Source organism: Acidimicrobiales bacterium (genome assembly GCA_035540975.1).
GTDB lineage: Bacteria > Actinomycetota > Acidimicrobiia > Acidimicrobiales.
Map to the genome: position 1 here is coordinate 18,577 of DATLFN010000016.1, position 14,165 is coordinate 32,741.

Genomic DNA, 14,165 nt, shown 5'->3' on the forward strand with positions numbered 1-14,165 from the left:
ATGGATGGCAACGCTGGTGACATTCCACGCCCACCCCGACGACGAGGCGATCGCGTGCGGGGGCACGATGGCCCGGGCGGCCGCCGAGGGGCACCGGGTCGTCCTCGTGGTCGCCACCCGCGGAGAGCACGGAGAGGTGGAGGAGGGCTTCCTCGCCCCCGGGGAGACGCTGGGCGACCGGCGCACCCAGGAGACGCTGGCCGCCGCCCAGGTGCTCGGCGTGTCCCGGGTGGAGTTCCTCGGCTACCGCGACTCGGGAATGATCGGCATGCCCGAGAACGACGCGCCCGGCTGCTTCTGGCAGGCCGACGTGGACGAGGCGGCGGCCCGCCTGGCCGCCATCCTGGAGGACGAGCGGGCCGACGTCCTGACCGTCTACGACGACCACGGCAACTACGGGCACCCCGACCACATCCAGGTGTACCGGGTGGGCGTGCGGGCGGCCGAGCTGGCGGGCACGCCGGCGGTGTACGAGTCGACCATGAACCGTGACCGGATCACCGAGATGATGGCCCTGGCGGCCGAGGGGATGGACACCCCCGAGGCGGAGGAGGCGGCCGGCGACCTCGACCTGGAGACGTTCGGCACGCCGGGCGAGCTCATCACCACCACCGTGGACGTCACCGCCTACCTCGACCAGAAGCGCAAGGCCATGGCCGCCCACGCCAGCCAGATCAGCGAGTCGTCGTTCTTCCTGCGCCTGGACGCGGACACCTTCCGGGCGATGTGGGGCACCGAGTGGTTCGTCCGCCGGGGCGCTCCGGAGGGCACCCGGGAGGACTGGCTGCTGGGACCGGCGCCGGCGCCGGCGTGAGCGCCAGCTGGGTCCACACCGGGTACGCCCAGCGCATCGTCTTCGGCCCGGGGAGCGTCGAGCGGGTCGGCGAGCTGTGCGCCGCCGTCGGGATGCGGCGGGCCCTGCTGGTGACGACCGAGGGGCGGGGCGCCTCCGCCGGGGCCGCCCGCCTCGTCGACGCCGCGGGATCGGCGGGCGTGTCGGTGTCGGTGTTCACCGGCGTTCGGCCGCACGTGCCGACCTCGGCGGTGGACGCTGCCGTCGGCCGGGCGGGCGCCGAGGGTGTCGACGGCGTGGTGTCGTTCGGCGGCGGGTCGTGCGCCGACCTGGCCAAGGCCGTCTGCTTCGCCGCCGAGCAGCGGGCCGGTCCCGAGTCGCCCACGTGGGCGGACCGCCCCGTCCTGCCCCACGTCTCGGTGCCCACGACGTACTCGGGTGCCGAGCTGACGCCGTTCTTCGGCTCGACCGACGAGGCGACGCGGCGCAAGCGGGGCACGTCGTCGCCCGTGCTGGCGCCGGTTGCCGCCGTGTACGACCCGGTCCTCACGCTCGACACGCCCCCCCGGGTGAGCGCCGAGACGGGCATGAACGCCCTGGCCCACGGGGTGGAGTGCGCGTACTCGCCGACCCGGTCGCCCGAGGCCGAGGCGCTGGCCCTGTCGTGCGTCGAGCGGGTGGCGTCGGCGCTGCCGCTCGTGGTCGACGACCCCGCCGACCTCCCCGCCCGCACCGCCATGCTCGAGGGCGCCGTGCTCGGCGGGCGGTGCCTCCAGAACGCCTCCATGGGCGTCCACCACGGCCTGTCGCAGCTGCTGGGTGGGCGCACCGGGCTGCCCCACGGACTGGTGAACGCTCTCGTCCTGCCCCACGCCCTGCGCTTCAACCTCGACGCCATCGGCGACATGGCGGCCCGCCTCGGCACCGCCCTGGGCGACCCGTCGGACCCCGCCGGCGCGGCGGCCCGCCTGCGCGAGCGGCTCGGCCTGCCCGCCACCCTGGCCGAGTGCGGCGTCACCGCCGACGACGTGGAGGCGGCCGCCGAGGCGTCGCCGGGCAACGGGAACGTCGCCGGCAACGTCCGGCCCGTGAGCGTCGACGACGCCCGCGCCATCCTCACCGCCGCGCTCACCGGCCGGTGATCGCTCCCGGGGCGATCTGACCGGCCGGCGGGGGTCGTGCCAAGATCGCCGGCATGTCCGTCGTGCGCATCAACGCCATCAACGTCCCCGCCGAGCGGGCCGAGGCACTCGCCGCCCGGTTCGCCGCCCGCGCCGGCCAGGTCGAGAAGACCGATGGCTTCGAGGAGTTCCAGCTGCTGCGCCCCACCGACGGCCGCGAGACGTGGCTCGTCTACACCCGCTGGGCCGACGACGAGTCGTTCCAGAAGTGGGTCGCCTCACAGGCGTTCAGCCAGGGCCACGCCCAGCCCGAGGGCGCGACGGCGCCAGTCGCCACCGGCTCGGAGCTGTGGTCGTTCGACCTCGAGCAGCGGGCGACCCGCGCCTGAGGGCCCTGAGCGCCGCCCCGAGGTGATCGCCGCGCTGCGCGACGTCCACGTGGCGTGGGCGTGGGTGGTGGTGGTCGGCAACGGCGTGGCCGGCCTGTGGGCGCTGGGCGCCGACCGCTACGAGGCGCTGCGGACGAGGGCGCTGTGGTGGTTCACGGCTGCCGCCGAGGTCGCCGTGTTCGTCCAGGTCGTCCTCGGCGTGCGCCTCCTGTCGGGGCGCGACACCGAGCGGGCGCAGTTCCACATGTTCTACGGGTTCGTGGCCATCGCGGCCGTCGGCATCCTCTACTCGTACCGCCAGCAGCTGCGCCACCGGGTCCACCTGCTGTACGGCCTCGGAGGGCTGTTCGTCATGGGCCTCGCCCTCCGGGCCATGACCATCCCCGCCACCTGACCGACCGCGGCTGCGAGGCGGCCGCCGGGCCGGCGCCGTGCCGCTACAGGTGGACGACGGGGCAGGTGAGGGTCCGGGTGATGCCGTCGATGAGCTGCACCTTGCTCACCACCATGCGCCCGAGCTCGTCCACCGAGGCGGCCTCGGCCCGCACGATGACGTCGTACGGACCGGTGACGTCGTCGGCCGAGACGACGCCGTCGATGCGCGCCACCTGGTCGGCCACCTGCGCCGCCTTGCCGACCTCGGTCTGGATGAGCACGTACGCGGTAACGGCCACTTGGCTGCCTCCTCGCTGACCTGCCGGGCAGCGGCACTCTACCGTGGAGGACCATGGCGAAGACCCCCGAGCTGATCCCGCGCGACGTCCTTTTCGGCAACCCCGAGCGCATCGCACCCCGGATCTCGCCCGACGGCCGCCGGCTGGCGTGGGTCGCGCCCGACGACGGCGTGCTCAACGTGTGGGTGAGCGACGTCGGCGCCGACGATGCCCGCGCCGTCACCGACGACCGCGACCGCGGCATCCGCCAGCACTTCTGGGCGCGCGACGGCCGCCACCTCCTCTACCTCAAGGACCAGGGCGGGAACGAGGACTGGCGCCTGTTCGCCGTCGACCTGGAGACGGGCCAGAACCGCGAGCTCACCCCCTTCGGCGGTGTCCAGGCCCAGGTCATCGAGGTGTCCAAGCATCACCCGGGCACCGTGCTCGTGGGGCTGAACAAGGACAACCCGCAGCTGCACGACGTCTACCGGCTGGACCTGGCCACCGGCGACCTCGAGAAGGTGGCCGACAACCCCGGGTTCGTCGGGTGGGTGGCCGACCGCGACCTCCGGGTCCGGGCCGCCGTTGCACCCACCCCCGACGGAGGCATGGTGACCGTCGTCCGCGACTCGGAGGACGACGACTGGCGCCCGTTCCACCAGGTCGGCCAGGAGGACTCGTTGAGCACCGGGCCGGTCGACTTCACGGCCGACGGCACGGCTCTGCTCATGATCTCGTCCCAGGGCGCCAATGCCGGCCGCCTGGTGCGACTGCCGCTGGCCGGCGGCGAGCCCGAGGTGCTGGCCGAGGACCCCCGCTTCGACGTCACCGACGTCGTGGTCCATCCCGACACGCGGGAGGCGCAGCTGGTGGCGTTCCTGCGGGAGCGGCTGGAGTGGGAGGTGCTGGACGAGTCGTTGGTGGCCGACGTGGCGGCCATGCGGGCGCTGCACCCGGGCGACATGCAGGTCGCCAACCGCGACGACGACAACCAGGTGTGGCTCCTCGGCTTCACCGCCGACGACGGCCCCGTGTCGTACTTCTCGTTCGACCGCCGGACCGGCGAGGGGACGTTCCTGTTCCACCACCAGCCGGCGCTCGACCGGTACCGGCTGGCCGGCATGGAGCCGTTCTCCTACAAGTCCCGCGACGGGCTCGAGATCTCCGGCTACGCCACCTTCCCCCCGGGTGCCGCCCGCCGGTCGCTGCCGACGGTCCTGAACGTCCACGGGGGCCCGTGGGCCCGGGACCAGTGGGGCTTCAACCCCGAGGCCCAGTGGTTGGCGAACCGCGGCTACCTGTGCCTCCAGGTGAACTACCGGGGCTCCATCGGCTACGGCAAGGACTTCGTCAGCGCCGGCGACCGCGAGTGGGGCGGGCGCATGCACGACGACCTGGTCGACGCGGTGGAGTGGGCGGTCGGCCAGGGGTGGGCCGACCCCGAGCGGGTGGCCATCTACGGGGGCTCCTACGGCGGGTACGCCGCCCTGGTGGGCGCCACGTTCACTCCCGAGCTGTTCCGGTGCGCGGTGGACATCGTGGGGCCGTCCAACCTGAGGACCCTGATCGAGAGCATCCCGCCCTACTGGGCGCCGCTCGTCGCCCAGTTCCACACCCGCGTGGGCAACCCGGAGACCGAGGAGGACTTCTTGTGGTCGCGCTCCCCGTTGTCGCGGGTGGAGTCGGTGCGGATCCCGCTCCTGATCGCCCAGGGTGCCAACGACCCGCGGGTGAAACAGGCCGAGTCCGAGCAGTTCGTGGCCGCCCTGAAGGAGAAGGGCGTCGACCACCAGTACATGCTCTTCGAGGACGAGGGGCACGGCTTCGCCAAGCCGGAGAACCGCCTGCGGTTCTACGCGGCGGCCGAGTCGTTCCTGGCCAGGCACCTCGGGGGGCGCTGCGAGGAGTGACTGAGCCGGCGATAGCGCCGCCACCGGGAGACGAGGTGGGGCTGCTCGGCTACCGGCGGGCCACGGCGAGCGGGGCGTCTGCGACGTGGCTGCGCCGGAGCAGGCGGGGGCGCAGGGCGGAGGCGGCGCACACGGCCACCACCAGCCCGTAGCCGGCCCAGCGGGCGGCGCCGACGCCGGCCGCGCCGGCCAGCTCTCGAACGTTGGTGACGAGCAGCACGGCGCCGACCCCGACGCCGAGCCCCCGGGCCGGGAGGAAGCGGATGGACCAGGCGGCGATGGGGGCGGCGACGACGGCCCCGCTCAGCATGGCGACCACGGTGCCGACGGCGATGCCGCTGCCTCCCACGGAGGCCAGCAGCGAGCCCGAGGCCACGACGGCCACCGCCACCTCGGCGGTGTTGACCGAGCCGATGGCGAAGCGCGGCGCCAGGCCACGGTGGAGCAGGAACGGGGTCACGATGGGCCCCCACGCGCCGACCAGGCCGTTGGTGACTCCGCCGACGGCCGCCACCGCCTCCGTGCCCCGCAGGTCGGCCGGCGCGCCGGTACCGTCGGGGGCGGCGTCGCCGGCGGAGGCCGGGAGCGGGCGGCTGAACCGCAGGAGGATGCGGGCGGCGATGACCAGGAGAAGTCCCGACAGGACGGGCCTCAGCTGGTCGCCGTCGACGCGGGCGAGGATGGTGACGCCGAGCAGAGCCCCGAGGCACCCGGGCCCGGCCAGGCGCCGGACCAGGCGCCGGTCGATGTTCCGGAACCGCCAGTGGGCGACGGCGGCGGTGGCGCCGGCCGCCACCTTGGCCAGGTTGACGGTGATCGAGATGCCGGCGGGGGACAGCCCCGTCCCGAGGAGGATGCTGGACGACGTCGGGCCGAACCCCATGCCGAGCGCACCGTCGACGAACGAGGCGGCGAACCCGGCGAGGAAGACGACGAGGAGCTCCTCCGGCATCCCCACAAATCTAATGGATTTGGTCGGGAATTCAAGTTCGCCCCCGCAGGAGCGAGCGGACGACCTACGCGCCGACGCGCCGGGCCAGGGCGGCGAGCTGGTCGCGCAGCGCCTGGGGCAGGTGGTCGCCGAACTGGTCGAAGTGCTCCTGGATGGAGGGGACCTCGGCCCGCCAGTCGCCGTCGTCCACCCGCAACAGCTCGGCCATGTCGTCCTCGGTCACGTCGAGACCGCTGATGTCGATGGCGCCCGGGAGCGGCAGGCGGCCGATGGGGGTCTCCACCGTCTCGCCGCGGCCGGCGGTGCGGGCGAAGACCCACTCGAGGACCCGGCTGTTGTCGCCGAAGCCGGGCCACAGCCAGCGGCCGTCGGCATCCTTGCGGAACCAGTTGACGTAGAAGAGCTTGGGCAGGTTCGCCGGGTCGGTGGCCTGGCCCACCTCCAGCCAGTGGCGGAGGTAGTCGCCCATGTTGTACCCGCAGAAGGGCAGCATGGCGAAGGGGTCCCGGCGCAGCTTGCCCACCGCCCCGGCCTGGGCGGCGGTGGTCTCCGACGCCATGATGGAGCCCAGGAACACGCCGTGCTCCCAGTCGAACGCCTCCGTCACGAGCGGGATCACCGACGAGCGGCGGCCCCCGAAGAGGATGGCCGAGATGGGCACGCCCTTGGGGTCCTCCCACTCGGGGGCGATGGCCGGGTCCTGCGACGCCGGAGCGGTGAAGCGGGCGTTGGGGTGGGCGGCCGGGGTGCCGCTCTCGGGGGTCCAGTCCCGGCCCTTCCAGTCCGTGAGGTGGGCGGGCGGCTCCTCGCTCATGTCCTCCCACCACACGTCGCCGTCGTCGGTGAGCGCGGTGTTGGTGAAGATGCAGTTGGCCGCCAGCGTGAGCATGGCGTTGGGGTTGGTGAAGTCGCTGGTGCCCGGCGCCACGCCGAAGAACCCCGCCTCCGGGTTGATGGCCCACAGCCGCCCGTCGGGGCCGAACTTCATCCAGCAGATGTCGTCACCCACCGTCTCGACCTTCCACCCGGGCAGGGAGGGGACGAGCATGGCCAGGTTGGTCTTGCCGCACGCCGACGGGAAGGCGGCGGTGACGTAGCGGGTGTCGCCCTCGGGACTGGTGAGCTTCACGATCAGCATGTGCTCCGCCAGCCACCCCTCGTCGCGCGCCATGACGGACGCGATGCGCAGGGCGAAGCACTTCTTGCCGAGCAGGGCGTTGCCCCCGTAGCCCGAGCCGAACGACCAGATCTCGCGGGTCTCCGGGAAGTGGACGATGTACTTGTTGTCGGCGTTGCACGGCCACGCCACGTCGGGCCGCCCCGGCTCCAGGGGCATGCCGACCGAGTGGAGACAGGGGACGAAGGCGCCGTCGTCGCCCAGCACCTCGAGGGCGCCCGTCCCCATGCGGGTCATGATCCGCATGTTGACGGCGACGTACGGCGAGTCGGTCAGCTCCACGCCGATGTGGGCGATGGGCGATCCCAGGGGGCCCATGGAGAAGGGCACCACGTACATGGTGCGGCCCCTCATCGACCCCCGGAACAGCCCGGTGAGCGTGGAGCGCATCTCGGCCGGCGGGCGCCAGTTGTTGGTGGGACCGGCGTCCGCCTCCGACTCGGAGCAGATGAAGGTGCGGTCCTCCACGCGGGCCACGTCGCCGGGGTCCGAGCGGGCCCAGTACGAGTTGGGGCGCTTGGCGTCGGACAGGCGGGTGAAGGTGGCGTTGTCGACCAGGAGCTGGCACAGCCGGTCGTACTCCTCGGCCGAGCCGTCGCACCACTCGACGCGGTCGGGCGTGGTGAGCGCCGCCACGTCGTCGACCCAGGCGAGCAGCTTCTTGTTGCGCGTGGGAGCCGTCATGGCCGCCCATCGTAGGCCCGGGGCCCCGGCCGGAGCCATGGCCCGGACGAGGATTCTCAGAGGGCCGGCGGGTCCGGCGGCGCCCCCATGTCGACCTCGGAGCCGAGGCGCAGCCGGCTGGCCCGGCCCTCTCCGTCGAGCTCGAAGATCACCCGCTGGCCCTGCCGCAGCATGCGCAGGATCGACCCGGCCAGGGCGTTGGGAGCGAGGTCGAGCTCCCGGCGGTCGGTGTCGCGCACGACGACGCCGTCACCCGTGGCCGGATCGTAGGACTTGACGACGCCTTGCATGCCTGGTTGGCCACTCCCTCTACGCTCCGGCGCGTGGACGGTAGCGGAGCGCGGCGGTGACGGGCGAGTTCGCCGTCGTCGACCGGCTGCGGCGCGCCCTCCCCGGACCGCCGGCGGGCCAGACGTGGATCGGCGACGACGCCGCCGTCGTCGGGCCTCCCGCCGGCGCGCTCGTGCTCACGTCCGACGCCGTGGTGGCCGGTGTCCACTTCGACCTCTCGCTGGTGTCGCTCGACGACGTCGGCTGGAAGGCGGTGTCGGTGGCGGTGAGCGACGTCGCCGCCATGGGGTGCCGCCCGATGTACGCGCTGATGACCGTGTGCGGCCCGCCCGACCTCGACGTCGACCTGCTCTACGAGGGGGTGGCCCAGGCGATCGACGCCTACGGGTGCCCCGTCGTGGGCGGCGACCTGGTGGGCGCCGGGCAGCTGGTCGTCTCGGTGGCGGTGGCGGGCGAGACCGGTCACCGCACCCCCGTGTTGCGGGCGGGCGCCCTGCCCGGGGACCGGGTGTTCGTCACCGGTCGGCTCGGCGCGTCGGCGGCCGGGCTCCGCCTCCTGCGGGATGGGAGCGCGGCGCCCGACCATCCCCTGGCCCTGGCCCACCGCCGGCCCCGCGCCCGGGTGGCCGAGGGGCGGGCGGCGCGGGCGGCCGGCGCGACGGCCATGGTGGACGTGTCCGACGGGTTGGCGGCGGACCTGGCCCGGCTGGCGGCGGCGTCGGGGGTCGGTGTCGCCCTCGACGCCGTGCCCCGGGCGCCCGGCGCCACCCCGGATGAGGCGCTGTCGGGGGGCGAGGACTACGAGCTGGTCTTCACCGCCACCAACGCCGGTCACGTGGCCGCCACCTTCGCCGAGGCGGGGCTCGCCCAACCACTCGGGCTCGGGTACTGCACGGCCGATGCGGGCGAGCGCACCCTGGCCGGCGAGCCGCTCGGGGCGGGCGGATGGGAGCACGAGTTCCGGTGAGCCGCCGGCGACCCGTCGCGCTCACCATCGCCGGCACCGACTCGGGCGGGGGGGCCGGCGTCGTCGCCGACCTCAAGACCTTCGAGGCGCACGGCGTGTGGGGGACGTGCGCGGTGGTGGCGGTCACCGCCCAGAACTCGGTCGGCGTCCAGGCGTTCGAGACGGTCTCGCCGGCCCTGGTGCGGGCCCAGGTCGACAGCGTGGCGTCGGACATCGGCGTCGACGCGGCCAAGACGGGGATGCTGGCGTCGGCCCAGCTGGTGCACGTCGTGGCGGAGGCGGTGCGGGCTAACCGGATCGGGCCCCTGGTCGTCGACCCCGTGCTGGTGTCCAAGCACGGCGACTCCCTGCTGGCCGACGACGCGGTGGACGCCCTCCGGTCGGCGCTGCTCCCGCTGGCGACGGTGGTCACGCCCAACCTGCCGGAGGCGGCCCGCATCGTCGGCTTCGCCGTCGACGACCGGCAGGCCATGGAGGCGGCGGGCCGGGCCCTGGTCGAGATGGGCCCCACCGTGGCCGTGGTGAAGGGCGGTCACCTGGGCGGCGACTCGTCGCCCGACTGCCTGGTGGCACGCGGCGCGGCCGAGCCCGTGTGGCTGGAGGGCGGGCGCATCGCCGGCCGGCACACGCACGGGACGGGATGCGTGCTCTCGGCGGCGATCTGCGCCGAGCTGGCCCGGGGCATGGACCCGGCCGACGCCTGCGTGGCCGCCCGCCACTTCTGCCGGCGCGCCATCGTTGCCGGCTTGGCCCTCGGCTCGGGCGTCGGCCCCGTCGACCCGGGCTGGGAGCGCCTCGGCGGCTGACCGCCGGGCGTTGGGCGGCGGCGGGCGAACGCCGCTCCGGCGGCGGATTCAGGCGCGTACCGCCCTTCTCTGCCGCCGGGAGCGGGCGTCGTGCCCCGGCCTCGCTTCCCGGCGTCCGGATGGGGAACCGGCCGTAGCCTGGCCGGCGTGCTGACCGCCTCGGCCGTCACGTTCGCCAGGGGCGGGCGAACCGTCCTCGACGGTGTCTCGCTCACCGTCGGCCCCCGCAGCCGGATCGGCGTGGTCGGGCCCAACGGGGTGGGCAAGACGACGCTGCTGCGGGTGCTCGCCGGGTTGGAGGAGCCCGACGGCGGGCGGGTCGAGAGGGCGCCCGCCACGTTGACCGTGGGCTACCTGCCCCAGGAGCCCGACGCCCGGCCCGGGGAGACGCTGCGCGGTTACCTGGCCCGCCGGACGGGCGTGACCGCGGCGGGCGACGAGCTGGACCGCCTCACCAGCGTGATGGCCACCGACCCGGCCGCCGTCGACGCGTACTCCGAGGCGCTGGAGCGGTTCCTCGCCCTGGGCGGCGCCGACCTCGACGCCAGGGCGGGCGACGTGGTCGCCGGTGTCGGGCTGCCCGCCGACCGCCTGGACGTCGAGGTGGGCGCGCTGTCCGGCGGTCAGGCCGCTCGGGCGGCGCTGGCCGCCATCCTCCTGGCCCGCTTCGAGGTGTTCCTCCTCGACGAGCCAACCAACAACCTCGACTTCGCCGGGCTCGACCAGCTGGAGCGCTTCCTCGACGCCGTGGCGGGGGGCGTCGTGCTGGTGTCGCACGACCGCGCCTTCCTCGACCGGGCCGTCGAGCGCATCGTGGAGCTCACCGAGCACGACCACCGGGCGGTGGAGTATGCCGGCGGGTGGAGCGACTACGTGGCGGCGCGCGACCTGGCCCGCTCGCAGCAGTACGCGGCGTTCGAGAAGAACGAGGCGCAGCGGCGCGACCTTGTCGACCGGGCCCGCATGCAGCGCCAGTGGGCGCACCAGGGTGTCGCCAAGGCCAAGCGGGACCCCAAGGACAACGACAAGGCGCGGCGCGGCTTCGTCAAGAACCGCACCGAGAAGCAGGCGTCGAAGCTGCGGGCCACGGAGAAGCGGCTGGAGCGGCTGGAGGACGTCGACAAGCGGTGGGAGGGGTGGCAGCTACGGCTCAGCCTGGCCCCGGCCGCCCGCAGCGGCGATGTGGTGGCGCGCCTGGAGAAGGCAGTGGTCGAGCGGGGGAGCTTCACGCTCGGGCCCGTCGACCTCGAGGTCCGCTGGCAGGAGCGCATCGCCGTCCTCGGGCCCAACGGCAGCGGCAAGACGACGCTGCTGCGGGCCCTCCTGGGCGACATCCCCCTGGCTGGCGGCTCGCGTTGGCTCGGGCCCGGCGTGGTGGTCGGCGAGATGGACCAGTCGCGGGTCGCGTCGGCGGACGGGCAGACCCTGCTCCGCTCGTTCCTGGCGGCCACCGGGCTGCCGCTGTCGGAGGGGCGGTCGCTGCTCGCCAAGTTCGCCCTCGGGGCCGACGACGTCGAGCGCCCGGCGGCCGAGCTGTCGCCGGGCGAGCGCAGCCGCGCCATCCTCGCCACCCTCATGGCCCGGGGCGTCAACTGCCTCGTCCTCGACGAGCCGACCAACCACCTCGACCTGCCCGCCATCGAGCAGCTGGAGGAGGCGCTCGACGACTTCGAGGGGACCCTGCTCGTCGTCACGCACGACCGCCGCTTCCTCGAGGCGCTGCACGTCACCCGGACCGTCGAGCTCGACACCCGCAGCGCCACCCGGTCGACCGTCGGCTGACGCGACGGGGAGCCGGTCGGGTCAGGCGGCTCCCGGCCACCACAGGGCGGCGACCGTCACGTCCACCGGGGGCAGCGTCCGCAGCAGCTCGGCGATCTCCTCGTCGCGCTCCTCGCCGACGTAGAGCCGGCGCCGGGCGAAGGCGACCCGCTCGGGCGTCACCTCCCTGGCCTGGCCGGGCACCACGACGTCCTCCCGCCCGGCGACCAGGCCCATGGCCGCCAGGACCCCCTCCAGGAGGTCGGCGACCGGCGGCGTGGGGCGTTCCGTGCCGTGGACGGCCTTCCACACCCGCGCCAGGCCCCACGGTGGAGGCACCGTCGACACCTCGACCACGACCCGGCGGCGGGCGTGGGTGGTGAGCGCCTCGAAGAACGGCTCGATCTCCTCCTCGCCGTAGACGGCGTTGTGGCACACGACCACGTCGGCCGGCTCGACCTCGGCGGCGACGGCGGGCCACGTGCCGAGCACGCCGCGTGCGTCGATCCCGGCGTGGCGGGCGCTCGCTTCGAACGAGGCCAGCATCTCCTCGCTCCGGTCGACGCCGACGATGCGGCTCGCACGGCCGCCCAGCGGGAGGCTCGACCGCCCTCCACCGACGCCCACGTCCAGCACGGTGCCGCCCTCGGGCAGCGCCTCCAGCACCCGGCGGCGCGACGGGCGGATGGGCACGCCGTCCTCGTCGCCCGGTCGCCACCGGAACATCTCCGGCTCGAGGTGCTGCGGGCGGGGCGGCGCGGCGTCGACGAGGTGCTGCGGCGGGGCGGCCTCGGCGAGGGCCCGGCGCCAGGCGTCGCCCGGCCGGCCGCCCGCTCCTTCGGTAGAGGTTCCGGTCGTCACGGACGCGAACACTGGCAGAGGCGCCGGCCCGCCGCACGTCGGGTCAGCCGTACGCCGCGTGCAGCCGGTCGGCCACGTCGGCGGGGGAGGGCAGGGCGGCGATCTCCGCGCCCACCCGGTCCACCGCCTCCCGGAACGACCCGTCCTCGAGCAGGCGCCGGACGGAGTGGCGGTCGCTTGGTCGGCGGGCTGACGGTCCCCGTGCCTGCCGCCGCCCCACCGTTCGACGCCCGGCCGGCGCGCCGGTGCGACGGTCGTGACGGTCCCGGGCGCAGGAGAAATCCGCGGCTCTCCCACCCATCCGTGGGTGGAACCGTGGTGAGCGCCCCGCTGACTGGCAAAGATGGTGCGGTGAGCAGTGACGGGCAGGCCAGGTGGAGCCCGGACACCGACGAGGAATATGAGCTCGTGCGCGCCGAACTCAAGGCAAGGTTCGCGGCATGGGCAGCGGAGAAGGCGATCGCCGTCGATCGAGAAGCGCCTGAGTCGCCGCTGCACTACAAGTGGGGCTTCCTCGACGGCCATCTCACCCGCTGGACGCGCGACGACCTGAACGAGCTCTACCTCGAGCTCCATCCCGCCAAGGTGATCGCCGAGGCGGAAGAGCTCGGGGACGTCATGGAGGAGGCGAAGGCGTTCATCGCGTTCCTGGCCGAGACCGACCTCCTCGATCCCGGCAGCGAGCCTGCCGACGTGCTCATCGACCACCTCGAGCGGATCGAGGGCCGCTTCCGTGCCCACATGGCCGATGCGTCCCGCCACAGCTTCGGCAAGCGCTTCTGGCTGGCGGCGTCGGCCGAGGGCGTCCGGCCCGACGATCCCGAAGCGATGGAAGCCTTCATGGCTCGGTTCAACGCTCGCCCTCGCGACGAGCGCGAGGCGGTGCTCGGGCCACTCCCGGCAGCGCCCCGACCTCCGCCGAGCGGCCGGTTCACCCCTCCCGGCACCCGGCCCCGGCACTCGTCGGCCAAGCGACGCAAGCGCCGGCGCTGAACGAGGCGACCTGCACTCGCTCGTCGAGCCGAGCAAGGGGTCAGGAGACCAGAAACCGTGGCCACGCAACGATTTCTCCTTGCGCCGGTGGATCGAACAGGTGCACGATGTGTCGTGATCGACGGGCTGGAGGCGGTGCTGGAGGCGGTGCTGGAGGAGGTGGGGGCGGCCGAGCCGCAGGCGCTGGCACGGGACCGGGAGTGCTTCCACCCCACCTGCGACGAGCCGGCCGGGCGCTGCCAGGTCGACCACCTGGAGCCCTGGTCGGCCGGCGGGCGCACGGTGGCCGCCAACGGCAGACCGGCCTGCGGGTTCCACAACCGGGCCCGCCACCGGGGACCACCGCCGGGGGCGTAGCAGCGCCGGCGCGAGCGCCTTCCGGGCGTGCGGCCGGCCGGTGGCCGGAAGCCGCCGTACCTAGGTGAGCGAGCAGGTGCGCGCTAGCGCGCTGCAGCGAATTCGCCTGCTGATCGGGCACTGCGTCCAGGGGAGGCGGCGCATCAGCTTGTCCATGCATGGGGCTCCTACGGCGGCCCGATCGCCCCAGGCCCGCTCCCGTTCGCGACTCCACTCCCCGTGCCTGGGGCACTGGGGAATGACCGGTCACCAAGCCAACATCTTGCGCCCTCACACCGGCCAAGCCCGTTCCACACTCTGGGCACCGCCCGCCGAATCCGACTCCACTCGGCCCCACGTCGGGTAGGCCTTCTTCGATCTCCGCCATGCCATGTCCACGAAACAGATCAGCCTGGCCGAACGGTCCGAGCCGAGGTTTCGTGTCAGAAACGAGCGCGACTCGACTCT

The 14,165-nt window shown here is 74.0% G+C and carries 16 protein-coding genes; 10 read left to right on the forward strand and 6 right to left on the reverse strand.

Translation table 11 applies throughout. The annotated features are described in order from the left end of the window. The first annotated feature begins 4 nt into the window (after positions 1–4). Genes VM242_02465 through VM242_02480 form a run of 4 tightly spaced genes read left to right on the forward strand, consistent with a single transcriptional unit; the run spans position 5 to position 2,697 of the window. Complete coding sequence (locus tag VM242_02465) at positions 5–814, forward strand: PIG-L family deacetylase (protein HVM04012.1); 810 nt, start codon at positions 5–7, stop codon at positions 812–814. Beyond that, complete coding sequence (locus tag VM242_02470) at positions 811–1,935, forward strand: iron-containing alcohol dehydrogenase family protein (protein ID HVM04013.1); 1,125 nt, start codon at positions 811–813, stop codon at positions 1,933–1,935. The genes VM242_02465 and VM242_02470 overlap by 4 nt, the downstream gene beginning before the upstream one ends. A gap of 53 nt (positions 1,936–1,988) precedes the next feature. Next, complete coding sequence (locus tag VM242_02475; protein ID HVM04014.1) at positions 1,989–2,303, forward strand: antibiotic biosynthesis monooxygenase; 315 nt, start codon at positions 1,989–1,991, stop codon at positions 2,301–2,303. A gap of 22 nt (positions 2,304–2,325) precedes the next feature. Beyond that, positions 2,326–2,697, forward strand: coding sequence for a hypothetical protein (locus tag VM242_02480; protein HVM04015.1), 372 nt, complete (start codon positions 2,326–2,328; stop codon positions 2,695–2,697). Between the two features lie 43 nt (positions 2,698–2,740). Here VM242_02480 and VM242_02485 read toward each other — a convergent pair whose 3' ends face one another. After that, on the reverse strand, positions 2,741–2,977 hold the full coding sequence (locus VM242_02485; GenBank protein HVM04016.1) for an Lrp/AsnC ligand binding domain-containing protein: 237 nt from the start codon (positions 2,975–2,977) through the stop codon (positions 2,741–2,743). Positions 2,978–3,030: 53 nt separating this feature from the next. On the opposite strand from VM242_02485, the gene VM242_02490 reads away from it, so the two are divergent. Beyond that, positions 3,031–4,869 (forward strand): S9 family peptidase, encoded by a 1,839-nt coding sequence (locus VM242_02490; GenBank protein ID HVM04017.1) that lies wholly within the window; start codon positions 3,031–3,033, stop codon positions 4,867–4,869. 49 nt (positions 4,870–4,918) lie between these two features. Here VM242_02490 and VM242_02495 read toward each other — a convergent pair whose 3' ends face one another. The 3 genes from VM242_02495 to VM242_02505 form a co-directional block, all read right to left on the reverse strand. Further along, entirely contained in the window at positions 4,919–5,821 is a 903-nt protein-coding gene (locus VM242_02495) for a sulfite exporter TauE/SafE family protein (GenBank protein HVM04018.1), read from the reverse strand. A 64-nt stretch (positions 5,822–5,885) separates the two neighbouring features. Further along, positions 5,886–7,682 (reverse strand): phosphoenolpyruvate carboxykinase (GTP), encoded by a 1,797-nt coding sequence (locus VM242_02500; GenBank protein ID HVM04019.1) that lies wholly within the window; start codon positions 7,680–7,682, stop codon positions 5,886–5,888. 56 nt (positions 7,683–7,738) lie between these two features. Further along, entirely contained in the window at positions 7,739–7,972 is a 234-nt protein-coding gene (locus tag VM242_02505) for a hypothetical protein (GenBank protein HVM04020.1), read from the reverse strand. Between the two features lie 56 nt (positions 7,973–8,028). Here VM242_02505 and thiL point away from each other — a divergent pair, with 56 nt between their 5' ends. The 3 genes from thiL (at position 8,029) to VM242_02520 (ending at position 11,528) form a co-directional block, all read left to right on the forward strand. Further along, a complete protein-coding gene (gene thiL, locus VM242_02510; protein ID HVM04021.1) occupies positions 8,029–8,940 on the forward strand; it encodes a thiamine-phosphate kinase in 912 nt (303 codons plus the stop codon). Beyond that, positions 8,937–9,746, forward strand: a complete 810-nt coding sequence (thiD, locus tag VM242_02515) for a bifunctional hydroxymethylpyrimidine kinase/phosphomethylpyrimidine kinase (GenBank protein HVM04022.1) — start codon at positions 8,937–8,939, stop codon at positions 9,744–9,746. The genes thiL and thiD overlap by 4 nt, the downstream gene beginning before the upstream one ends. A 147-nt stretch (positions 9,747–9,893) precedes the next feature. Beyond that, on the forward strand, positions 9,894–11,528 hold the full coding sequence (locus tag VM242_02520) for an ABC-F family ATP-binding cassette domain-containing protein (GenBank protein HVM04023.1): 1,635 nt from the start codon (positions 9,894–9,896) through the stop codon (positions 11,526–11,528). Positions 11,529–11,549: 21 nt separating this feature from the next. Here VM242_02520 and VM242_02525 read toward each other — a convergent pair whose 3' ends face one another. Further along, a complete protein-coding gene (locus VM242_02525) occupies positions 11,550–12,368 on the reverse strand; it encodes a class I SAM-dependent methyltransferase (GenBank protein ID HVM04024.1) in 819 nt (272 codons plus the stop codon). Positions 12,369–12,411: 43 nt separating this feature from the next. Then, complete coding sequence (locus tag VM242_02530) at positions 12,412–12,588, reverse strand: hypothetical protein (protein HVM04025.1); 177 nt, start codon at positions 12,586–12,588, stop codon at positions 12,412–12,414. A 98-nt stretch (positions 12,589–12,686) separates the two neighbouring features. Between VM242_02530 and VM242_02535 the strand changes: the two genes are divergently transcribed. Continuing rightward, the gene (locus VM242_02535) at positions 12,687–13,361 is read left to right on the forward strand and encodes a hypothetical protein (protein HVM04026.1); all 675 of its coding nucleotides are present in this window, start codon (positions 12,687–12,689) and stop codon (positions 13,359–13,361) included. Positions 13,362–13,475: 114 nt separating this feature from the next. After that, positions 13,476–13,718 (forward strand): HNH endonuclease signature motif containing protein, encoded by a 243-nt coding sequence (locus tag VM242_02540; protein ID HVM04027.1) that lies wholly within the window; start codon positions 13,476–13,478, stop codon positions 13,716–13,718. The last annotated feature ends 447 nt before the right edge of the window (positions 13,719–14,165 follow it).